This is a genomic window from Limosilactobacillus mucosae (genome assembly GCF_013423865.1).
In the GTDB taxonomy this organism is placed as follows: domain Bacteria; phylum Bacillota; class Bacilli; order Lactobacillales; family Lactobacillaceae; genus Limosilactobacillus; species Limosilactobacillus mucosae.
In genome coordinates, this window is sequence record NZ_CP058954.1 from 1,227,320 (window position 1) to 1,246,738 (window position 19,419).

Genomic DNA, 19,419 nt, shown 5'->3' on the forward strand with positions numbered 1-19,419 from the left:
CCCGGTCGGCTATATAGTCCGAACTTGTTCTTTAAGGCCTGCAAGCAAGTCAAAAAGGCCAAAATTTAAGCATGAAAAAAGATAACCCTTGCTATGCATGAGTTCTCTCGATTTTGTTTTTAATTTGGAAAGTAAAAAAGGCCTAGCCGCAGCTAAACTTTCTTTGCGCCAATAGCCTTTTCAAGCGCCTTTGAACGTTTGCCACCGACAAGGTTATCATCTCTGCCATCAACCCACGTTTCAGATATGCTGCAACGACAATTTGGGTGGGTAGAATCTGGAATCTTTGGCACTTTAGCGACTTTGTAGACACCTTCGCCGTACCCACTATCACGACTTGCAATTGCTCGACAAGCAGGGCACGCTTTCGGTTCGGCAATCCATTGAACATAGTTATAGCCGTGCTTTTAATCGATTCTAACTGCACGTTCGTTTGAATTCTCGCACTCTCAGTCCGTGCTAATCGCTCGGTTACATATCTCTGATTGCCAACCGCTGTTTTGACCTGTTCACGTAGCCGTGTAGCCATTTTACGTGGGTTTTGACCCTGTATCATGCCTACACTTAAAACTTGGTCTAGCTTGGCTTTAAGGGCGTCTTGGTCAGCCCACAAACGTTGGCTAAACGTTGCCCCGTTGGTTTGCGCCATTAAGATTTTAGCAGCATCTTTTCCTGTCCAAGGTGAACGTTGCGCGCTGTCCATCATGATACCGGCTTGCCTAATGACTTCTTTTTGATAATCGCCACTTAATTTGTCTCGCAGACTAGAATCGACTTTGACACTGGCTCGCAGCATATCAAGACCAACTTCGGACTTTAAATGCTCAAGGCGGTTGATTCGCATTGTAGCGTTGTAGACCTTCAAGCGCTGGTTCACCTGGTCGCTAAAATCAGCATACGTTACCTTTTGACCATTAGCCCGCATTTTCTCCGCCTCAGCCACGATTGATTTAGCTTTGGTTTCGTACGTTTTGACGTCCATTTGCGTTACTTGGTCTTTCCCTACTCGGTTAAGCTCTTTTTCGATACTGTCGTTAATGTCTTCGATTGCTTGGTTGTAGTAGGTTTCAAGTAACTTACCAAACTCAGCATCATTTTCAAGCTGTTTGAGTTGCCAGGCTTTCTCTTGCTTGGCTCGCTCTTCCCAGTAACTACTCGGCATTTACATCATCGCTTTCGGTGTCTTGCTTTTGCTGATCAGTCATGGACGGCATCGCCTGCAAGTTGTTTCGCACGTCTTCGGCTTGTTCTTCCCGCATACGTTCGATTTCCTTCTTCGGATCGTCAACGATTGACAACGTGCTTAACTGGGTTTCCTTCGATACGATACCTGATAACGTAGACGCAGTTTGTGCCTCGTTCTCAACGTCAAGCGGAATGTTACGCGCTGGAACGATTTGCAAGTCTTTCATAACGTCAACTCGGCTAACCGTGCCAATTGCCTTGCCCAGACCTAACGCAGTGCCCAGCAGTTGACGCAGACTAATGGCAAACTTGCGGTCTTCAAACGCAGCCTGGTTTTGCATTGATAACAGCTTATAGCGAATCGCAACCCCGCTTGCGTTACCGCTAAATGCTTCATCGTTAAGGTTGGCAACCATTGCCGTTTGAAAAATATCATCTTTCAAGCGACTAAGCAGGTTTTCTTGCATGTTGTCGCCATCAGGTTTGGTGATGAAATCGACTTCACCTTGTGCAGCATCTGCGCTCGGCGAGTAAAGCACGTGGTCTTGTTCCAAGTTGAGAACCGTTTCGCCGTCTTCATCCGTTGGCAAAGGAATGCCCAGAATCTTAAGGTACGCATTATCAAAGTAAGCGACCTGGTTAGCTTTCTGACTGATTGCCCTATCGTACTCTTCAACCAACGTATCAATCTTGCCAATCAGCGAAAGGCGCTCATCGTTGGCATAAAATTCAGCAGCAGGAACATAACCGAATAAGTGGTTGATCTGTTCCATTGTCTTGCCATCGTTGCCGAAATAAGTAATTTCTTTGTCGGTATAAGCTTCACCACTCAACTGGTTGTTGTAGCTTGAATACCGCACGAATGCAACGGGATTCCGTTTAATCGTCGTGTCATAGATCATAAAGCTACTGTCGGGCGCAGCAACCGCAATTTCAGTTTCGCTGTTCTCGTTCTGATAGGCCATCATGTACGACCGGCCATAGATAGCAACTTGCTTGGCAACTTCGCTTAGCTTGTCTTGAAACGAGTTGACGTTCAACCAGTCTTGCAGTCGTTCATTGGTGCTATCATCATCTAACGCAATCTTAGGTGGCTTGCCGATGAAATAGCCTACATACGTATCAACGACATAGTTAGCCCAGTTGCTAATGATACGGTTGTCAGGTCTAAAAGATCGATCATGTGGCTTACGCAGAATGTCATGATTACCGCTATACAGATCGTAGTAATGGTTATACTTCGTAGACCGTTGACGGTTTTCGTTAATGAACTGCATTAAGCTAGTCGTGTCCAGCTCTTCACCGGCGAACAGATATACGCCTTCTTTGGTTACATAACAGTTTTCGCTAATCGTTTTTTGAATTGCCATTCTCTCACCTCTTTTTCGTTAGCCATTAAACGCATATCGTGTGCGTAAAATCAGAAATATCTTGAACGAATCGTCCGTGCTTGATTGTCGCGGTGCTGGTTAAATACTGCATAACGCATGGAATCCATCACGTGGTCGTTCTCTTTGACAGGCTCGCCGGTCTTGTCGTCCCAGACGTACTGATAGACTTCATCTAGAAACTGGTTAACGCCTTCTTTAACGACAAAGAACTTGCCTTGTTTCATGTACTCGCTAACCTTTTCAATACCCGCCATTTTCGCCTTGTTAGCATTGCGGGCTTGAATACCAGCTTGCTGAAACTCGCTAACGTTGTCTGGTCGTGCCGAATCACACCAAAAAAGGATATTCCGGCCGTACTTAGCTTGAATATCCTTCGCAATACTTTTCCAATAATCAATAAATTTAAACTGTTTCGTGTGCTCTTCAATAAGATAAACGTTGCCTTGCCTATCATCACCAAAGACCGTGATAACACCGGCGTGCTCAAAACCCCAGTCAACACCGCAATAGTAGCTTAAATCGTCCGGTAAGTCTTGCTTGTCTATCATCATGGTTCGCTTATCAAAATCACGATAAACAATACCGTCCCCACTGACCCACTGGCCTAAAATACGCCGATCATAAAAGACCCCACTAGGCATAGCAGCCTTTAAAGCATCGACGTAATCGCGCGACAAAGTGGGGTTATCATCTAGCACAAACGAGAACGTTTTAATACGCGCTTCCGGATCGTGATTATCGATATAATCAGTTTTCAAGAAATGCTGTGGGTTGTCGGGGTTTGTGTCGCAGATAACCCGTGCGCCTTCTACTGAGCAACGGTCAAGAATTTCTTGAAACACTTCATGCACTGCTAAACTACATTCATTGATGTAGGCTCCATAGCTAGTCATACCACGAATGCCACTCATGCCCCGTATGCTACCCGTATAAGCTGGCACTATATCAACGCCAAACAAATGATAGTGTCCGTGCTTGTCCGGTGTTAGATCAATGCCAAACTGTGAGCTTAACGAACTAATGACGTTGTTATAGATAGTGTTAGAACTAAAGCCCGCAAGGATAAATTGGGGTTTCGGGTCATGAAGGGACGCAGCAAGTTTTGCAACTCTTCGCAATTCAAGAATGAACAAGTAGTTATCGATATACGTTTTGCCACTCCGAACTGCTCCAGACAAGATAAGATACTTCCAATCGTCATGCAGATAGGATTGCAGCACCTCAATCTGTTTGCTTGTCAGTATGTTCTTCAGCGTCATGTTCTTTGTCCGCCTCTTTGATTAACTTGTCCATTAACATATCAAGCTGTTCGTTGCTCTCAGCTCCCAGGCGTTCCATAACGTCCGCCTTAAGTTTCTTGATACGGGTATCTTGGATAACGTTCTCTTTACGCGCCTTCGTCATTTCGCGTTCTTCAGGCGACAAAGCGCTGTCGTTGTACTTATCACGCCAATTGTTCTTTAACCAAAAGATCATCGCGGTTGTATTGCCTTTAATAGCCTTATTAAACAACTGATTTTCAACTGCGAAGTTAGCCTGCTCACGGCCTATTTTAATGCTTGAAAAATGGGCTTATGCTCTGTTTTCCATGTATTGAGAGTGCGCCGAGAAATGCCCATGTTGCCAGCCACTTGATCGTCTGTAAGTCCATTTCTTTTCCACCCTTGAATCAACAATAATTTTTCCGGCGTAAGCCAGTCTGGATATCTCGCTCTTGCCATTTTCACACCTCTATTTAGTCAAATCCATTCGCTTAGACAACGCTAAAACAAGAAAAGCACCAATTAAAAGTGAAATAAGTTCGCCAACTACCGTGCTTGCATACGTTGCCCAGAACGGAACGTGTTGCAAATAATATAATTCCACTGCAACTGGTAGCATGCCAATGAATGACGGTATCAACGTACTAACTAACAATTTCATTTTAATTGAATGAACGTTCTTGTTAATGGCGTAAATCATAAGTCCTGATACAAGCGTTCCAAGCGTTCCTACAATCATGTCAATTGGTCCTAATGGGCTTTGCAGATTGCTAATAAAGCAGCCTAAAGTTAATGCCCAGATATAACGTTTGTTAAAATCAATCATATGATTAAACATTTCACTAATGCGAATTTGAAAAGGGCCATAAGCCAAGGGAGTAATTAGCATTGTAAGTGCCACATAAAGCGCAGCTAAAACTCCGCCTTTAGCGATTTCTTTAAGTTTTCCATTACCCATGTTTTAAATCTCTCTTTCAGTAGTTTTATTAACCGGTGGATATCACGAACACCGAATTTAAAATGTAAATCATGGTTTATCTTGTGCCATTTAACGTTGTAGTATTTGACCAGCTCAATGTAAGCAATCAAATTAGCTCGGAATATCTGTTTAGTCGCAAATTTTCCTTTCGTGTTCGGAATATTAACTAACGAATGCTTGCGATTACTCCATTGTTTAACTTGCCCGTATCTAGCCGCCATCTTCCAACTGCTGCTATCAACTAAATCAAACGGCACCTTGTCAAGAACTTTCTTGCGTGTCATGCCTAGACAATGGATTTTTTTACCACACTTCCAGGCGTATTTAAGGAATGCTGCATACTGATTATCTGAAATATCTTCATTTCTGAATCCAGTAACTGCAACGATTTCACTTTTAGCGGTTTGGCACATCTTTTTAAACTCTGAAACGCCACGGTTTTTGTGCCACACTGGAATAATTTTGTCGCTAACATTTTCAAGAATTTTTCTCAGCTCTAAAACTTTCTCGTAGCCTATAACAGCGTCAACGTCCATTTCAAAGAATCCGAGAATCTTAGGGTGATCATTTTCTTTGATAAATTTTGCGTAACTTTCTGTATACTCTTTCCAAGGAACTCTTGCCCCTTCTTGGAATGAGTGCGCCCCACTATCAACTAATACATAATCGCAAATTTGTAGGCATTTTTTGAAATTACTATATGCCTTCTTACTTTTCTGAATGTAATAGTACGACACAAGTCCGAATGGAATTCGCTTGCCTTCTGCTATGAACTGATCGAGTAGATACTCTACTTCGCTACCTTCAAGGGCTGATAAAAAGATTTTCATTTCTTGAATTCCTTCTTCGGCCCTTCATGACCACATTCTGGGCAGACAAATGTATCGTCTGTTTCTTTTTCCGGTTCGACATAATCGTCAAGTGAACCATCGTCGTCCCATGATTCAGCGATGGACATATCCGTTTCATCAAAACCTAAAGTGCTCATGTCAATAGTGGTGATTTCCGACAATTCAGCATTCATATCAGAAAAAATCCAGTCTGCCAGTTCACCCGTTTTATTGTCTGCCAAACGGTATGCTTTAGCTTGTTCCTCAGATAAATCGGCTACCACAATCGGCACATGTTTTAGTCCTAACTGTTTAGCTGCCTTCAATCTTGTATGGCCAGCAATAACAACCATATCTTTATCAACTACAATCGGTTGTTGCCATCCGAACTCTTTAATACTGTTTGCCGTCGCTTCAACTGCTCCATCGTTATCACGTGGGTTGTTTTCGTATGGTTTAACACTGTCGATTGGCACTTCTCGAATTTGTTCCATAATCACACCTCACAACTTCATTCTCGGCGGTTTAATGCTATACCTAACCTTTTTATCATTCTTTGTCTTAACGGGCTCGTGTCGTTCATTCTCGGCCTTGTGTCGTGCTCTGCATATCCGGTCAGCATAAGCCAACATGATATACTCAGACCGGCTACTGACTAGCCCGTATTTCTTTGTAATAAACATTCGTTCGCTCTCCGACTAAATAAAAAAGACGGGCCGAAACCCGTCAATTGAAACTGATGCGTAAGCAGCACGCCAACGACCACTGTCAACGTACACACTAAAACTATTTTGTGTAACTCAACGAAAAATAGTTTTATTTTTGCCCGTAGGCAACGTATCCCGCAGGAATCGAACCCGCATCTTCCGCGTAGGCGGCTGCTCGCCCATTGAGCTAAGGATACCAAACCCGCCGGCGTTGATAAAGAACACCATGCCGGAAGGATTATATGCAAAGGATTATGCAACCCGTTTCAAATTATGCCATCTCTGGCAAAGGATAGGTAGTGGACTCGCACCACTTTTTGCATGCTGCCAACGCCGGTGGATCGTTCGAATCAAAGTTAGCAGCAAGCCCACCTGGGACCTTCCAACTACTCGTCGTGTCTTTCGAGTAGTAACACCGTAAGGCGGAATCGCACCGCCTCGCAAATGATCAATATTGGAGCGATTAGGTTTAAGGTTTACGGAAGTAATCATTTGCCATCTTATACGGTATGAAAAAGCAAGTTTCCTTGCTTAGTAGGTATAAAGTCGCTTTGCAATCGCGAATATTTTTTCTTGCGCATGCAAGCCTAGAAAATCAAAGTATGACTAATCTAAACAATCGTCTTGAAAGGATTTCATTTCCAACAAATTTGAAAGACCATCGGAACAAAGGTTCTATGCCATCTCTGGCACAATACCAATATACCGCATTTTCAAGGTTTGTTTAATCCCCTTTTAGTACCCCAGTTGGTACTACCTTATATACCACTTTTTAAGCAGTCGCTTTCTTCATGATTGTAAACGTAGGGAACAGCTCTTCAACTTGGTACTTTGCAATCGCTGTTTCTATTGTTTCAGAAAACTCATAGCATGCAAACTTTTCCAACTTATGCCAGCTCTTGTTGCTACTGATATGCAGCAGCTCTTTGACGTCTTCTACTTGTTCCCGCTTGACGAACCGGTTTTTCAGAATAACACGGCTTTCTTCACTCAAACAATTGTTGATTGCGTCATACACCGCTTTTAATGCCCGTGAGTACTCCGTGTGAGCGATAAAAGCATCTTCGTTATGATTTCCACTACTACCACCGAAACCGCCGTCAGCAGACAATGACGGGCTTTTAATATCGCCTGACCCCGCCTTGCGTAGAATATGGCTAAACGTCCGCTTGTTGAATCCATCATCGAAGAAGAAATCGCGCACCGCTTGGCGGGTTGCCTGCTCATCGATTTCGTCAAATAATTCTGCTTGTTTAACTGACATGCCTAACCCCTTTCGACTTCATAGCGACCCAGATATGGCTTTTCTTGCCGGCGTTTCAAATAGTTGTGTAGCGCATGAGCTTTAAAGCCTAACGCCCGTTCTGCTGCTTGAATGCTGATATAGTGCATGACCTTACCTAGCTTTAAATCTTTAATGGTGATTTCCACGCCAGGCCTTTTAAATGACGGCAACTTTTGGTGCATAACCTTCAATGCTCCGTTCCTGCGAACGTGGTAAAGGTAGCTGCTTCTAGAAATCGGCACGTTCTCGATAACCCAATGCCAGTTTTCGCCTCGTTCTAGCGCTTCCTTTTGCTTTTCGTAAATTTCAGCTTCAATGGCAAAGTTGTCAACGCTTTGTCCTGGCTTGTGATAGCTTGCCCGCATTTCCTTAATCATCGCTTGCAGCTTCTTATACTTCGCTGTTGCCGTTTCGCCGTCTGGGCAACCATCATCGTCCAGAAAATCATACTCCAGATATAAATCGGGGTACGTTGTTCGATACCAGTTTTCGAGATAACAGAACTCTTTCATGTCAACCATTTAACCACCTACCATTTTCAAAACCGCTATTGCTACTAATGCCCAGAACACTAAGCATGCAGCAAAGACAAAGCCTAACCCGTTCCAATTACGCATTGTAGATCACCATTGCCGTGTAGTAGTTGTATGAGCCGTGAACGCCATAAGCGGTTGGTGCAAGCTTAATATCAACTACTGCTACTTTGTTCTTAGTTAGCCATTCGTTCATCTTGTCTTGTAAGATTGCGATGTTGGAATCGCAGAAAAACTCAACCTTCATAATGTCCCTCGCTTTCGATAACATGCTTGCCAGTCGTATATACGCTTTCCCAGCCAGTGAGAATCTTTGGAAAATGCTTTGAGTAATAGTTTCCTTCGTCGTTGTACATTTCATCAAGCAGCACGGTTTTATTCAGCTTGTTTAGCTCGACGATTTGATACAGTCTAAAACCGTCAATCAGCGTTACCAGCTCGTTATTACGAAATGCTCGTTCTACATCGTTAATCATCTTTTAAAGCCTCCCACAGTTTTCTTGCAAACTCAGGGTTTGTGCTAAACTCAACTGACACTGGACCGGTTTTATACAGATTCTCTGCAATTTCGGAATACTGCTTGGGTTTCCGCCATTCATAAGCTGACTCAGCAGCTCGTGCTCGTCGTATGTTAATGCAGCGAGCCTTTTGCGACCGGTTGTTATGGGTTTCTGACAGACGGTACAGCATTGTTTCATGACCTTGCCAACTAGCCGGTTTAAACTGCAACAGTCCGAGCGGTTCCGTGCGGTAAATGCCACGTTGGCGCTTTAAACGTCGGGATGCTTTCCGCCTAAATACAATCCACTGGTGTTGTCGTGCTCGTTTAGTACTCATGTTTTAACCTCTCTTACAATTTCCGCCCACAGTATGGGCAATACTTGAAATCGTACCAATCCGTTAACTGCTTGACTTCTTCCGGTTCTTCTAGTTCTTCACGACACATGTTGCTTACGTTGCCTAATAAATAATCAATTGAAACGCAGAAAAAGCATGCAATCTTTTCCACTACTTCATAATTTCTCATTTTTCGTTCTTGGCGTTCATATTTGGATAACGCGTCCGGCGTAATATCAAGGCCTACCCGTTCTTTTAGCTCTTTCGACATTTCCTTTAACGTCAACCCACGCTTTTTACGCAGCACTTTTAATCTGTTCATGATTATCCCTTTCTTTTGTTAGCTAACTCATTAAAGTTTTTACCCAGATCAATGAATAGTTGGCCTAAATTTTCAAAGCTAGTAATCGTTGCTTTGCTTTTGTATCCAAAAAAATCATTTGGCGAAATATCAAAATAATCTAACAGCTTTTCAAGTGTTTCGTACTGAATGCCTTTTCCCGTATTGTTAGCAATTTGCATTAAAGTTGTTTTTGAAATGCCGGTATCTTTATACAGATCAGTAATCTTCAATCCTCGTTCAGCCATCAAAACAGCTAGTTTGTTCTTCATTGCCACAGCTCCTTTACAACTTATACAAACACAGGCCTAAAGCGAGCAGCATTAAGGCTACGAATACGAATAAAGCTGATATAACGGCCTTCTCAGCATTAGAAAATCCTTCCTGATCCCAGACCAACCAGATAGCGGCTGCAACTAATCCGAAAAAGCTAACTACAATTGCTACGTTTAAAAACAGTTTCATTGCCAACGCCTCATTTCCTTTTCTCGCTCCGTCCGATATGCTCGCCAACGTGGACCAGAAACACCTGGCCCGTTGGCACGATAGCAGCGCTTGAATGCTTTCAACGCAAGTACAAGCCCCGCATGTTCCCGTGCCCGTTTCGTCATCTAGATAGTCCCTTCCTTCAACATCTTCGCGATACGCTTTTCTGTGCTATCAACCAGTGCGGCATATGCCTGCATGGTCTTAATTTCATCGTCGTTGTTTGCCGTCTGCTTGATATACTCGTCAAACGCAGCACTTAGTTTGCGTCCACAGTACCAACGCCGCAGCTCAACGACTTCGCCATTTTCCTTGTTAATGCCAAACTTAACCAAGATAGCAGGGTTGTAGCTATCGCTAGTGATGTAATAGCTATCATCAATCTTGATCTTCATCTTTAATCAGCTCCTTAACTCGTTCCAAGTCATGAATTTCACACAAACTAATGATTTTGTTCGGTACGATAGCGATCATATCGCCCAGTTCACCAGTAGTGCGATACAACGTACCCTTGCGCATTGCTTGATCAATCAGCGCGGTTTCGGTGCGAAATACACCTTTGATGGGAACCCTTTGAAGTCCTTCACTCGTGTCAAACGTCAACAACAAGCGCTTTGGCTGTTCGTTGTTTTCAGTCCCTTTGTAGCTCGATGCCATGTTTAATCCTCCTTGACTTCTTCCGCAGCTCGTAATAGGTCCGTTGCGCTCAAGTTTGCGAACACTTCATCATTAGCCATTTCGTGGATCTCATCAGCCGTGAATGCCACTTTCTGATTGCTCATCTTGGCAATCTTGAGTGATGTTACGCTCCACGAATCAGTGCCTTCTACCCTTGCTAGATAGCCGTAATCAGTATTAAGCAGCTTGATATAGTATTTCTGCTCAAGCTGTTCATTGAAATAATCGAACAGCTGGCTGTTGATCAAACGCAGCACTTCACGATCAGTTTTGTTCTTTAGATCCGGAATGGAATCAACTCTGAACCAACCCGGTTTATTGCCTTCATGAATGAATAAATTCGCTGCTAGTTCATCGTTCAATTGGTCATACAGATAAATCGCAAAGCTGTTTTGCGAATCCAAATTTGCAACGGAACAGGTGTAATGCAACGTCCCGATTGCTTCCTCAACAATTTTTGATAACTTTTCTTTAGTCAGCATTTGTCATACTCCTAACTTCAATAAGTTTCTTTTGCATAAATTTCAATCTCTATTCTTGGCTTGTCCGAGTAATACTTGTCGATTTCTTCGTGAACAATCATTGCGTCATCTTTCCATAAAACGCCGTTTAAGGCATCTTCGAATGATTTAAGGTAATTAGACAAGTCGGCTTTTACAATCGGTCTATGCGCTCCTGATGCCCGTCTATCGTGTTCTTTTTTCGATATACTCTTTTGAATCTTTCGATAAAAGGCTACCTTGAGATAGATTTCACCCTCGACTGGTGCATCGTGATACATCTCTGTTGCCAGCTTGTGCAGCTTGCGCTTAAACGTGGCAGTTTTAGGTGGGTCATACAGCCGAATGCCTTTGCCGAACCTTCTTGCTCGTGGTCTTGCTTGTGCTACCGGTTCAATCGGCAAAATCAGTTTGATCATCAATGGTCTAATGACGTACCGATGCAGGCGAAAATCAAAGCGCTAAAAATAGCAGTTACCGTTGCTTTTACGCCTACAATGGCGTTAATCCATAGTGCCCAGAAAAAACCAACCGCTGTTGCCAACATTGCGCTAATCGCTAGTAAATAGAATAGCTTTGCTAAAACTTTCAAGCTCTTATACCCCCATATCATGCATTAAGCTTGCGTCTACATCGTTGTTGCTGTCCCAATGCCCGGAACTCTTCATGATTTTTACGATTGCTGGGTCAATACGCAGCATGCCATCGCCTTCACAGAACGGGCACTTGCGTTCGATTGTGTCCAGGTAGCCTGAACCTTCACACCAAGCGCAGCATTGCTCAGTGTCTAAGATCATCTTGTCTTTCGTTACTTTCAGCATTTTCAGCCCTCCTACCATTCAATTTGAACTCGATTGCAGTCTTCCAAACCCCAATATTTGATTTCTGCCATTGTGAATAAGCAATCGACTAGGTTTTCTCGGTGATCAATATTTTTGACGTCGATAAAATCGCTATACGCAAGCCCTGCAAGCTGCTTATCTTTAGAAATCATTAGTCCGTACTCATATCGCAAATAATAGCAATCTGGGGTGTGAGGAACGAAAACGATGTAAACCGGTTGTTCACGGCTGAAACGTTCTTGGCTGTTGCGATTAGCCTCATCAAGCAGCGCTTGAATCACATCTGCAGCATCTTCCACCAATCTTCTGTCGTCATGGTCATACTCGTAGTAGCTGTCAAGCCAATCAATCGCATTGTCACGGTTGTACTCCGTGACATAACGATATCTTTCATTTTGTTTTTCAAACCATTCTGGGCTCATAGTTAACGCTCCTTTAAATCATGCTTGCTCGAACATCTACCATGCCGTTAAACGTCAAGCGGTGCTCTGGGTTACGTGTAATCAAGCGACTTAATAGCTTTTCGTTATACATTTCTTGTAGTTCGCTTGTCTTGTTGTTCGTGGTAACGATCGTTGTAAACTTGCCAAACCGTGCGTCCGCAACGCTGAACAGTCCCTTTTGCATATCAACGCGAACTTGACTTTTTGTGTCGGTTCGCATACCGCCTTCTGTGCCGAAATCATCAAGCACCAGAACATCAACCGGTTCGATTTTCAGTTGGCGGTTGCCTTGCATTAGATCAATCAGACCGTACAAGCGATTCTGAACCGTCTTATCATCGAATCGCCGGCTGTATAGCTCGGCCAGCGCGTCCGTTGAAACAAACAGTGCCGTCTTTCCGCTTTCGTTGCGAATCTTGTCAACCATCGCTAGTGCTAGGCTTGTCTTGCCAGTGCCGGGATTCCCTGCCAGATACACGTTCATGTTCTGACCGTTGGCAATCATCTTTGCCAGCGTCCAAGCACGGTTGCCAATTTCAGCAGCCTGTTTCTTGTCCGCCTGTTTGTCGACTTTCCAATCGTCAAACGTGAACTTTACCGGCTGATTGCCAGTCCATAAGCTCTTGCGATAAACCCGATTAAAGTTGTGCCGTGCGTTCTCTTTCCTCCATTCGTCATGCAACGGCTCAGCTTTCTTTTTAAGATAGTCAGCCATTGCTTGCTTATCTGTCAGATCAACGTCTGGAAGGTTCCAGCCTTCTTTGTCAAAAATTTTCTTTAGACTCCTAACGCCTTCTTTAGCGCTATCTTTTACGCTTAACATGTTTTCACCTCCATTAGGTTTTCGGATTTGAAATCCGTAAACTACCAGTATTCGTTGTCCATCTGATACCGCGTCAATCCGTTAGGGTCTGGCTGACCAGTCATCGGATTAATCTTCTCGGTGTAGTAAGGATCGTTATGGTCAGGAACTCCCTTAACCTTTTCGTTCAGATACTCTTCAAACTTTGGGCCAAACAGTGTTGTTGGTCGCAGATAGTTCTTCATCTTTGTATCGTTGAACCAAGCAGCAGTTTTTTTGTCGATAACAGTTTTAAAGTCATCAACTGTGAAACCTTCGTTTAATCGTGCTTTGATCAAGCGCTTGGTTTCTCTAGTTGTTGTTCGGTAAGTGCTCTTTGTCTTTTCGTTCAGATAGCCAACGATTGTTTTAACTTCGCCAGCTATGCTGTCGGGCTTTGCCCGACTATTATTTGTATGTTCTTCTTTAGTTAATGTTTCATTTGTAAGGTTAGTATTTAGTAGTGTGCAATTTTCCAATGTACGTTTTTCCAATGTACGCTTATCCAATGTACGTTTTTTAAACATAGGCGTATCTGCTAATTGCCAATCAGCGTTAACCAGTTGGCCCTTCTCGTTTCGCTCACGTCCACGTTTTAGATAGCCTTTCTCTTCCAGCTCTTTAAGGCCACTCCTTACTGAGCCTCTGCCATCAGTTGAATGCTTGGCTACTTCCGTTTCGTAGTAAACCCAATCATCTGGCAACGACCAAAGATACGAGAATAGTCCTTTCGCTTTAAAGCTAAGTTCCGTATCATTTAAGATGTCATTGTTAATGGTTGTGAAACCCTTGGTGTATTTCTTCTTAATCCGTACCATTAATGACCACCGTTCAATTCCTTAATACGTTGCTTGTTATAAGCATCAACGTCTACACCGTTTTTATTAATTTTCATTTCCGTATAGTCAAGGAAGAAACGAATTTCATCAATTTCTTCTTGCGTAAACATAAGCCCCATATTGTCCCTTAAAGTGTGATCACTTTGTAAACACAAAATAGCAACTCCGCCAAAGGGACTGTCGTCCATAAGTCTGTTAGTCATTGTCATAAGCTCCCTTCATGCCGATTCGTTTCAACGTTTCAGCGTTTACCTTCACGCCTAAGTTAGTTAAGCGATACTTCTTGCAGAACGCTTTATAACCGATTTGATGGAATTCGCCGTGATGAACCCTACAAAGCGCTGATAATCTCGCTTGCGTATGGTCTAGCTTGTTACGATTGCGACCCATGCCGACCTCATCGATATGGTTGATGTCAGCAGCACGACCGCAGATCAAGCAACGCCGGTGTTGTATGCACTTGAATTGGAAATAACTTTCGTCTCTTGGCAACAACGGATAACCATCGTTGATCGGGACTTGATAATCAAAGATGAAATCGATCACCAGGTTTATCAGTTCCGTTGCGTCTGATACCGTGCTAACAGTATCGTTTGCCAAGCTAATCTCTTTGCCAGCCGTCTTGATTGTGTATTGAAGGTAAAAGTATTCCTTCAACCACTCCGCCGGTTCGCCTGACCATCTGTGAATATCGCTTAACAGCGCAAAGAATAGTCTTCTCTGACGTGGTCTTGCTTTTCGCCTATCTGGGATTTCATATTGCACCGGTACACCGCTTGTTTTGCCGTACATCGTTTCGATATGCGACAAGTTAGGCGTTTCGTCCGGTGCAATCCACCACCCGCCCTGCTCCCAGTAGGCTTTACCGCTTCGCAGCATTAGAACGGAACATCATCGGCGCTGTTGTCAAATGGCAAAGCGCTGTCGAACGTTTGTTGATAGCTATCGTTCTGATAGCCGTTAGACTGTTGATAACCGCCTTGTTGGCCTTGATCGTTGTTCTTCTTGGAATCAAGAAAGGTTACGTTCTCAGCTACAACTTCGGTTACATAAACTCGCTGGCCTTGATTGTTTTCGTAGTTGCGGGTTTGAATACGTCCTTCAATTCCGATCAATGAGCCTTTACCGCAATACTTACAGAGTAAGTCAGCGGTCATGCCCCACGCTTGAATGCTGATGAAATCAGCTTCACGATTGCCGTTTGAATCCTTGAACCGGCGGTCAACTGCTAACGAGAAGTTGACAACGGACGTGCCTTTGTTCGTTTGGTGCTTTTCAAGGCCTTTCGTGATACGGCCCGTGAGCGTTACGTTATTGATCATTATTTCTGTTCCTCGCTTTCTAATAATGCTTTTACCGCATTTACATATTCTTGCCCGTTATGTTTGCCTTCGCCGAGAGTGCCCTTTACGAGCTCTTCAGCGCGTTTTGCATCACCGTTAAGCCGATTAATCAACTCCATCATTAAGCGCCGATATTCGGCTTGTAATGCGTTCATTTTGCGTTGCTGATTAACTTGTTCCTTGCGCTGCTCTGCTTGCTCTTTGTCAGCTTCGTTGATGTCCGCCATCGGCAAGTCTTCACCGGCATATAAGTTAAGCCCTAGTCCTGCCATTGCTAGCGCCTTGACCAAGCAACGTTGTTGCGTTTTGTTGATCTGTGCGATGTTAGGCTTTGCGACCGGTTGGTTTCGCATATCCATGACGTACAGCCGTTCAGAATATGTTTCATCTTCGATCGTTACCGTTACCTTGACTTCGCAGCCTTCCGGCGTAATTCGATAATCTAGCATTTGACCAGTTGCATACCATGCACCTGTTTTTTCGTTGAACCGGTACTCTGGAAACTCCTCGATAACACGGTTAGCGCTTGGATAAATACTCTTAACCATGTTCCAAGCCCAAGCCCACGAAACATACTTCAGTGCCGGGCCTTTTCGCATACTGATAACTTCAACGTGCTTTGAAACATCAACCGCAGATAACGTTTCAAAGACTGATTTCTTCTTTTCGTCTGCCATTTACTTAATGACCCCCTTGTAGTTTGTTGCTAGATAAGCACCAGGAACTTCCTTGCCGTCTTTGATTGCCTTCTTGATTTCCGCCTTAACGGGCTTTCGATCAACTTTGACCGTTTCTTTCCAATAGTCAGCCGGAATTAAGCTTTCATCGCTAAATTCGACTGTTTGCGACTTACGCTTGCTATAAACGTGCTTATCAGTGCGAACTTTCGTTGTTCCTGAGTTAGCAACGATATAACCGATATACTCTTGCAAGCGATCAATACGGGCTTTTGCCTTGTCCCGTTCTTTTTTGATTTCTGTCAGCTTTTCCAGCTCGTGGTTGTAGATAGCTAAATCTTTTTCGGTGTCGTTAATCAGCCAAGCAATGGCGTCTAGCTTGTCAGCCAGCTCAAGCTGCAAGGCATCGATAGTGTCCGTGTATGACTGCTTATCGATTTCGCCGTCGGCCCGTTTCTGGTCAACGGTTGCGATAGCCGTGATAATCTCACTCGTGTTCATGTTTCCTCCTAGTCGTGCTTCGGTTCATCTTCCGGTTCGTCTTCCAGATAGTTGTCGATCAGTGCGTCTTGGTAGCCTTCTTCATAGCCAGACTGCCAAGCTTTGACTAAATCTTTTGTGTATATGTTTTGTTGGCATCAATCTACCTCCAAGTCTTTATCTAAGTGGATAATCGCCACAGCCACTGGCTTTACCCCAGAATCAATCACGGTAGGGAAATCTTTGTTGTAAATATCAGCTTTAAATTTGTAGTTGTGGTGTTGCTTTTTCATGATGTAGTCCAACTTTTTGTTAACAGGCATTTGCTTGTTGTTCAGCCCGTGTGAAGATGTCGATAACGACAACGTGTGCACACCGTCAACTTTCTGATTGAAAAAGCTCATGACCATAACCTTGTCTTGCTTAAAAACATCAAACGTTGCATACTTGGCGTTTTTGATTTTTTCGTTAAATGGCTTGTTGATACCGATTCTGTGGGTTGACCAGTACAAAGTGAGTACTGGAAAATTAAAGCGCCCATTATAGGTTGACTCGCTTTTTTTGCTTGCCATTTCTTTTAAGCTGTCAAATTTGAGTTGCAGCATGATATAATCTCCTTGTAAATTGTTTTTTTATCGGCATTACCTGCGATCGGTAGTGCCTTTTTTTGTTGCGCTAATCGTTGTCTGCAAAGCAAACAACACAATCCAGATCAGTGCTACCCAGTTTGCCTTGATAAAGTGGTTAGTCATGTATAGGTAGACAAAACCACCACTCAACAACGACCAAACCGCAGCTTTAATACTTGCCATGTTTACCACCTCGATTGATTCCCACTTGCCTTTCAAGCGCAGCAACCTTGTTAGTCAGATCAGCAAGACCGACAAATAAAATCACTACTAGCAAGCCCAACAATGCAATTGCAATTCCCATTCGCTAACTCCTCCAATTGAACTCGCGGTAATGCTCGTTGACCCAAAGGCTGGCATCGTAGGCATAAATGATTGTTTTATGCCCAGTGCCTGGAAACGGGTCAACAACGAACCCGCCGTTCTCGATATGAGTTTCTGGGTAACGATCAAAGATTTCACGCTTGACCCATGCCCGGCCTTTACCGCCTAAGCATTGTTTGCGGAACTCTTCAACGTCCCATGTTTTGCCTTTTAGACTTTCACGTGGCACCAAATCAAACTCGCCAATCACCTTGCGGACAATCTTTTTGATTAAAGCGACCAGCCCACGATTAAAATCGTCAAGTTCCATTCGATCACTTACCCCTTAATTAAGTCGTCCATGCCAAGCAGATCACATACTGCATATAGAACATCAAGATTCATGTCTTGTAGGTCTTCAATTCGTGCTTCACGTTCATTACCGTTACCATCACGGGTTGTAGTTAAAGTAGCGGTGTTGTATTCAATCAGCGTTTTGAGCGCTTCACGCAAGTTATCTGGTTCGTACATCGTTGACACCTCCTAGAAATACAAAACTTTGGCCTCTTTCGATTCGCCATTCTCGTCTGTTTGAAAGCTGACTGATAGAAAATCAACGTCTGCAAGCAGCACATCAACTCGCAGTTCAAAATCTTCTTGGGTTTCGCCTTCTCGACGCTTGATAATCTTCGTGTTCATGATTAGTCCTCCGTTTTTGTTTTGCATTAGGCTTATAACGAAACGTTAGAAGCCTTATATATCAACGTTTGTGTTTATTTGATTGCTGATTCGATAGCTTTTACACCTTTGTCAAAGTAAAGCCACTGTGGCACTTCTTTGTCTGAGCTACGCGACTTGCTGTTAGCCCAACGACCGTATTCGTTTTGTCCAGGCTGTTCAGCTTTCAACCCCAACTGGTTAGCGATACGACCAACTTTGTTAGAAGTGATGCCTAGCTTTTGCCCAATTTGTGTTGCCGTGTACTCTTTGTGTTTCATGACTGGCACTGTCATTTCACCAGTCAACTCTTTAGCAGCATGAGCTAGTAGCGATTGACGGGCTGTTTCTGAACTGGTAGCCATTGCGATTTTGTACATCATGTTGGCTTTACGAGTAGCAGCGTTGTCTTCCATGATTGACAATCGTCGTTGCTGTACCAATGAAGGGCTGTTTTTCTTGATTGCTACTCGCATATTGAAGTAGTTGTCTACCAACTCGTCGTAAATGTCCCACGCTTTATCATCATCAAGCACTTTTAAAAGTTTTGCGTAGCCTCGCTCAGAAAGCAGATAAACGTGCTTTGCGTTGCCCCATTGTGCTTTGGTGAACCCATAGTCAGAAAACATATACTTTGAAAGTATCTGTTTTAAGTCGATTAAATCGATGCCGGTTTTAAAGTGCTTAATGTTGTCGTTGATTAATTGGTTGATCTTAAACAGCGGGCGTTCGTGAATGTTTGCAATATCTCTGGCAAGCATTGACTTTTTGCCTTCCCCAAAACCGCCTTCGATTCCCAAAAATTCAAAACCGGCGATATGTTTTTCACCAATTACTTTGATTTCTGGAACGTTTTCCAGAACTTTTTCTGTATTGATGTTTTCCATATTGTTCCTCCTAAAATAAAACTTTGTAATTAGCCTTGTTTCTGTTTATTTTTATCAAGTTTTTTGGTATTTAACAGCAAAAAAATTTGCTCCACGCTACAATCCAAAACCGTTGCCAGTTTCTTCAAATGACGCGGGCTAGGAATTGACTTCCCTGTTTCCCAAGAAGAAACAGTCGGGAAACTAACTCCTACTTCTTTCGCTAATTCAACTTGCGTAAGTCCTTTGCGAATACGTAAGAACTTAATGCTATCAGTCATGTTTTCAACTCCTTTAATTGGTATGTTTATATACTACAATAAAACTTTATAAAATGCAACACGATAATATAAAACTTTTTAAAATAAACGAAAAAACTTTATATCAAGTATAATAACAATATAACTATATTGTAGTATGAAAGGA

38 protein-coding genes and 1 tRNA gene are annotated in these 19,419 nt (G+C 43.2%); all 39 read right to left on the minus strand.

Annotated elements, in window-relative coordinates; genetic code table 11:
• Positions 1 to 142 precede the first annotated feature (142 nt).
• The 39 genes from H0G69_RS05850 to H0G69_RS06030 all read right to left on the minus strand — a co-directional run bounded on the left by H0G69_RS05850 (position 143) and on the right by H0G69_RS06030 (position 19,274).
• Positions 143 to 1,162 (minus strand): phage head morphogenesis protein, encoded by a 1,020-nt coding sequence (locus H0G69_RS05850; protein ID WP_338124759.1) that lies wholly within the window; start codon positions 1,160 to 1,162, stop codon positions 143 to 145.
• Positions 1,152 to 2,555: a phage portal protein gene (locus H0G69_RS05855; protein ID WP_180304394.1), complete on the minus strand. Its 1,404-nt coding sequence runs from the start codon at positions 2,553 to 2,555 to the stop codon at positions 1,152 to 1,154. The genes H0G69_RS05850 and H0G69_RS05855 overlap by 11 nt, the downstream gene beginning before the upstream one ends.
• A gap of 50 nt (positions 2,556 to 2,605) precedes the next feature.
• Positions 2,606 to 3,835, minus strand: a complete 1,230-nt coding sequence (locus H0G69_RS05860; RefSeq protein ID WP_180304395.1) for a PBSX family phage terminase large subunit — start codon at positions 3,833 to 3,835, stop codon at positions 2,606 to 2,608.
• Positions 3,798 to 4,088, minus strand: a complete 291-nt coding sequence (locus tag H0G69_RS10935) for a hypothetical protein (RefSeq protein ID WP_240164320.1) — start codon at positions 4,086 to 4,088, stop codon at positions 3,798 to 3,800. Before H0G69_RS10935 ends, H0G69_RS05860 begins: the two co-directional genes overlap by 38 nt.
• Before the next feature lie 35 nt (positions 4,089 to 4,123).
• Positions 4,124 to 4,297 carry a hypothetical protein gene (locus tag H0G69_RS10940; protein ID WP_240164321.1) on the minus strand — a complete coding sequence of 58 codons (174 nt, stop codon included), beginning with the start codon at positions 4,295 to 4,297 and terminating at the stop codon, positions 4,124 to 4,126.
• Between the two features lie 10 nt (positions 4,298 to 4,307).
• The gene (locus tag H0G69_RS05870) at positions 4,308 to 4,796 is read right to left on the minus strand and encodes a QueT transporter family protein (RefSeq protein WP_180304396.1); all 489 of its coding nucleotides are present in this window, start codon (positions 4,794 to 4,796) and stop codon (positions 4,308 to 4,310) included.
• Positions 4,751 to 5,647 carry a hypothetical protein gene (locus H0G69_RS05875; RefSeq protein ID WP_180304397.1) on the minus strand — a complete coding sequence of 299 codons (897 nt, stop codon included), beginning with the start codon at positions 5,645 to 5,647 and terminating at the stop codon, positions 4,751 to 4,753. Before H0G69_RS05875 ends, H0G69_RS05870 begins: the two co-directional genes overlap by 46 nt.
• Entirely contained in the window at positions 5,644 to 6,141 is a 498-nt protein-coding gene (locus tag H0G69_RS05880) for a ParB N-terminal domain-containing protein (RefSeq protein WP_180304398.1), read from the minus strand. Before H0G69_RS05880 ends, H0G69_RS05875 begins: the two co-directional genes overlap by 4 nt.
• 342 nt (positions 6,142 to 6,483) lie before the next feature.
• Positions 6,484 to 6,551: transfer RNA gene (locus H0G69_RS05885), tRNA-OTHER, on the minus strand.
• A gap of 575 nt (positions 6,552 to 7,126) precedes the next feature.
• Positions 7,127 to 7,618, minus strand: a complete 492-nt coding sequence (locus H0G69_RS05890) for an ArpU family phage packaging/lysis transcriptional regulator (RefSeq protein ID WP_180304399.1) — start codon at positions 7,616 to 7,618, stop codon at positions 7,127 to 7,129.
• Between the two features lie 2 nt (positions 7,619 to 7,620).
• On the minus strand, positions 7,621 to 8,160 hold the full coding sequence (locus H0G69_RS05895; protein ID WP_180304400.1) for a hypothetical protein: 540 nt from the start codon (positions 8,158 to 8,160) through the stop codon (positions 7,621 to 7,623).
• 88 nt (positions 8,161 to 8,248) lie between these two features.
• A complete protein-coding gene (locus H0G69_RS05900) occupies positions 8,249 to 8,419 on the minus strand; it encodes a hypothetical protein (RefSeq protein ID WP_180304401.1) in 171 nt (56 codons plus the stop codon).
• Entirely contained in the window at positions 8,409 to 8,648 is a 240-nt protein-coding gene (locus tag H0G69_RS05905) for a hypothetical protein (protein ID WP_180304402.1), read from the minus strand. The genes H0G69_RS05900 and H0G69_RS05905 overlap by 11 nt, the downstream gene beginning before the upstream one ends.
• Positions 8,641 to 9,009: a hypothetical protein gene (locus H0G69_RS05910; protein ID WP_180304403.1), complete on the minus strand. Its 369-nt coding sequence runs from the start codon at positions 9,007 to 9,009 to the stop codon at positions 8,641 to 8,643. The genes H0G69_RS05905 and H0G69_RS05910 overlap by 8 nt, the downstream gene beginning before the upstream one ends.
• A 13-nt stretch (positions 9,010 to 9,022) precedes the next feature.
• Positions 9,023 to 9,331 (minus strand): helix-turn-helix domain-containing protein, encoded by a 309-nt coding sequence (locus H0G69_RS05915; protein ID WP_180304404.1) that lies wholly within the window; start codon positions 9,329 to 9,331, stop codon positions 9,023 to 9,025.
• 2 nt (positions 9,332 to 9,333) lie between these two features.
• Positions 9,334 to 9,621: a helix-turn-helix domain-containing protein gene (locus tag H0G69_RS05920; protein ID WP_180304405.1), complete on the minus strand. Its 288-nt coding sequence runs from the start codon at positions 9,619 to 9,621 to the stop codon at positions 9,334 to 9,336.
• Between the two features lie 13 nt (positions 9,622 to 9,634).
• Positions 9,635 to 9,814 carry a hypothetical protein gene (locus H0G69_RS05925; RefSeq protein ID WP_180304406.1) on the minus strand — a complete coding sequence of 60 codons (180 nt, stop codon included), beginning with the start codon at positions 9,812 to 9,814 and terminating at the stop codon, positions 9,635 to 9,637.
• 146 nt (positions 9,815 to 9,960) lie between these two features.
• Positions 9,961 to 10,230, minus strand: a complete 270-nt coding sequence (locus H0G69_RS05930) for a hypothetical protein (protein WP_180304407.1) — start codon at positions 10,228 to 10,230, stop codon at positions 9,961 to 9,963.
• A complete protein-coding gene (locus tag H0G69_RS05935; RefSeq protein WP_180304408.1) occupies positions 10,214 to 10,492 on the minus strand; it encodes a hypothetical protein in 279 nt (92 codons plus the stop codon). Before H0G69_RS05935 ends, H0G69_RS05930 begins: the two co-directional genes overlap by 17 nt.
• Positions 10,493 to 10,494: 2 nt before the next feature.
• A complete protein-coding gene (locus H0G69_RS05940) occupies positions 10,495 to 10,995 on the minus strand; it encodes a hypothetical protein (RefSeq protein WP_180304409.1) in 501 nt (166 codons plus the stop codon).
• Positions 10,996 to 11,012: 17 nt separating this feature from the next.
• Entirely contained in the window at positions 11,013 to 11,432 is a 420-nt protein-coding gene (locus H0G69_RS05945) for a RusA family crossover junction endodeoxyribonuclease (RefSeq protein WP_240164322.1), read from the minus strand.
• Positions 11,432 to 11,605, minus strand: coding sequence for a hypothetical protein (locus tag H0G69_RS05950; protein WP_180304410.1), 174 nt, complete (start codon positions 11,603 to 11,605; stop codon positions 11,432 to 11,434). Before H0G69_RS05950 ends, H0G69_RS05945 begins: the two co-directional genes overlap by 1 nt.
• Positions 11,606 to 11,609: 4 nt before the next feature.
• Positions 11,610 to 11,834: a hypothetical protein gene (locus tag H0G69_RS05955; RefSeq protein WP_180304411.1), complete on the minus strand. Its 225-nt coding sequence runs from the start codon at positions 11,832 to 11,834 to the stop codon at positions 11,610 to 11,612.
• Between the two features lie 11 nt (positions 11,835 to 11,845).
• On the minus strand, positions 11,846 to 12,277 hold the full coding sequence (locus H0G69_RS05960; RefSeq protein WP_180304412.1) for a hypothetical protein: 432 nt from the start codon (positions 12,275 to 12,277) through the stop codon (positions 11,846 to 11,848).
• A 13-nt stretch (positions 12,278 to 12,290) separates the two neighbouring features.
• Positions 12,291 to 13,121, minus strand: a complete 831-nt coding sequence (locus H0G69_RS05965) for an ATP-binding protein (protein ID WP_180304413.1) — start codon at positions 13,119 to 13,121, stop codon at positions 12,291 to 12,293.
• Positions 13,122 to 13,162: 41 nt separating this feature from the next.
• The gene (locus tag H0G69_RS05970) at positions 13,163 to 13,957 is read right to left on the minus strand and encodes a conserved phage C-terminal domain-containing protein (RefSeq protein ID WP_180304414.1); all 795 of its coding nucleotides are present in this window, start codon (positions 13,955 to 13,957) and stop codon (positions 13,163 to 13,165) included.
• Complete coding sequence (locus H0G69_RS05975; protein WP_180304415.1) at positions 13,957 to 14,181, minus strand: hypothetical protein; 225 nt, start codon at positions 14,179 to 14,181, stop codon at positions 13,957 to 13,959. The genes H0G69_RS05970 and H0G69_RS05975 overlap by 1 nt, the downstream gene beginning before the upstream one ends.
• Positions 14,174 to 14,857: a putative HNHc nuclease gene (locus H0G69_RS05980; protein ID WP_240164323.1), complete on the minus strand. Its 684-nt coding sequence runs from the start codon at positions 14,855 to 14,857 to the stop codon at positions 14,174 to 14,176. The genes H0G69_RS05975 and H0G69_RS05980 overlap by 8 nt, the downstream gene beginning before the upstream one ends.
• On the minus strand, positions 14,857 to 15,300 hold the full coding sequence (gene ssb / locus H0G69_RS05985) for a single-stranded DNA-binding protein (protein ID WP_180304416.1): 444 nt from the start codon (positions 15,298 to 15,300) through the stop codon (positions 14,857 to 14,859). The genes H0G69_RS05980 and ssb overlap by 1 nt, the downstream gene beginning before the upstream one ends.
• Positions 15,300 to 15,998, minus strand: coding sequence for a Sak single strand annealing protein (locus tag H0G69_RS05990; protein ID WP_180304417.1), 699 nt, complete (start codon positions 15,996 to 15,998; stop codon positions 15,300 to 15,302). Before H0G69_RS05990 ends, ssb begins: the two co-directional genes overlap by 1 nt.
• The gene (locus H0G69_RS05995) at positions 15,999 to 16,499 is read right to left on the minus strand and encodes a siphovirus Gp157 family protein (protein WP_180304418.1); all 501 of its coding nucleotides are present in this window, start codon (positions 16,497 to 16,499) and stop codon (positions 15,999 to 16,001) included.
• A 137-nt stretch (positions 16,500 to 16,636) separates the two neighbouring features.
• Positions 16,637 to 17,083: a hypothetical protein gene (locus tag H0G69_RS06000; RefSeq protein WP_180304419.1), complete on the minus strand. Its 447-nt coding sequence runs from the start codon at positions 17,081 to 17,083 to the stop codon at positions 16,637 to 16,639.
• A 36-nt stretch (positions 17,084 to 17,119) separates the two neighbouring features.
• A complete protein-coding gene (locus tag H0G69_RS06005; protein WP_180304420.1) occupies positions 17,120 to 17,290 on the minus strand; it encodes a hypothetical protein in 171 nt (56 codons plus the stop codon).
• Positions 17,277 to 17,411, minus strand: a complete 135-nt coding sequence (locus H0G69_RS11080) for a hypothetical protein (RefSeq protein ID WP_275691261.1) — start codon at positions 17,409 to 17,411, stop codon at positions 17,277 to 17,279. Before H0G69_RS11080 ends, H0G69_RS06005 begins: the two co-directional genes overlap by 14 nt.
• 3 nt (positions 17,412 to 17,414) lie before the next feature.
• Positions 17,415 to 17,741, minus strand: a complete 327-nt coding sequence (locus H0G69_RS06010) for a DUF771 domain-containing protein (RefSeq protein WP_180304421.1) — start codon at positions 17,739 to 17,741, stop codon at positions 17,415 to 17,417.
• Positions 17,742 to 17,749: 8 nt separating this feature from the next.
• A complete protein-coding gene (locus H0G69_RS06015) occupies positions 17,750 to 17,941 on the minus strand; it encodes a hypothetical protein (RefSeq protein ID WP_180304422.1) in 192 nt (63 codons plus the stop codon).
• 12 nt (positions 17,942 to 17,953) lie between these two features.
• Positions 17,954 to 18,109, minus strand: a complete 156-nt coding sequence (locus H0G69_RS06020; protein ID WP_180304423.1) for a hypothetical protein — start codon at positions 18,107 to 18,109, stop codon at positions 17,954 to 17,956.
• Positions 18,110 to 18,183: 74 nt separating this feature from the next.
• On the minus strand, positions 18,184 to 19,014 hold the full coding sequence (locus H0G69_RS06025) for an ORF6N domain-containing protein (protein WP_180304424.1): 831 nt from the start codon (positions 19,012 to 19,014) through the stop codon (positions 18,184 to 18,186).
• Between the two features lie 29 nt (positions 19,015 to 19,043).
• A complete protein-coding gene (locus H0G69_RS06030; RefSeq protein WP_180304425.1) occupies positions 19,044 to 19,274 on the minus strand; it encodes a helix-turn-helix transcriptional regulator in 231 nt (76 codons plus the stop codon).
• Positions 19,275 to 19,419 lie beyond the last annotated feature (145 nt).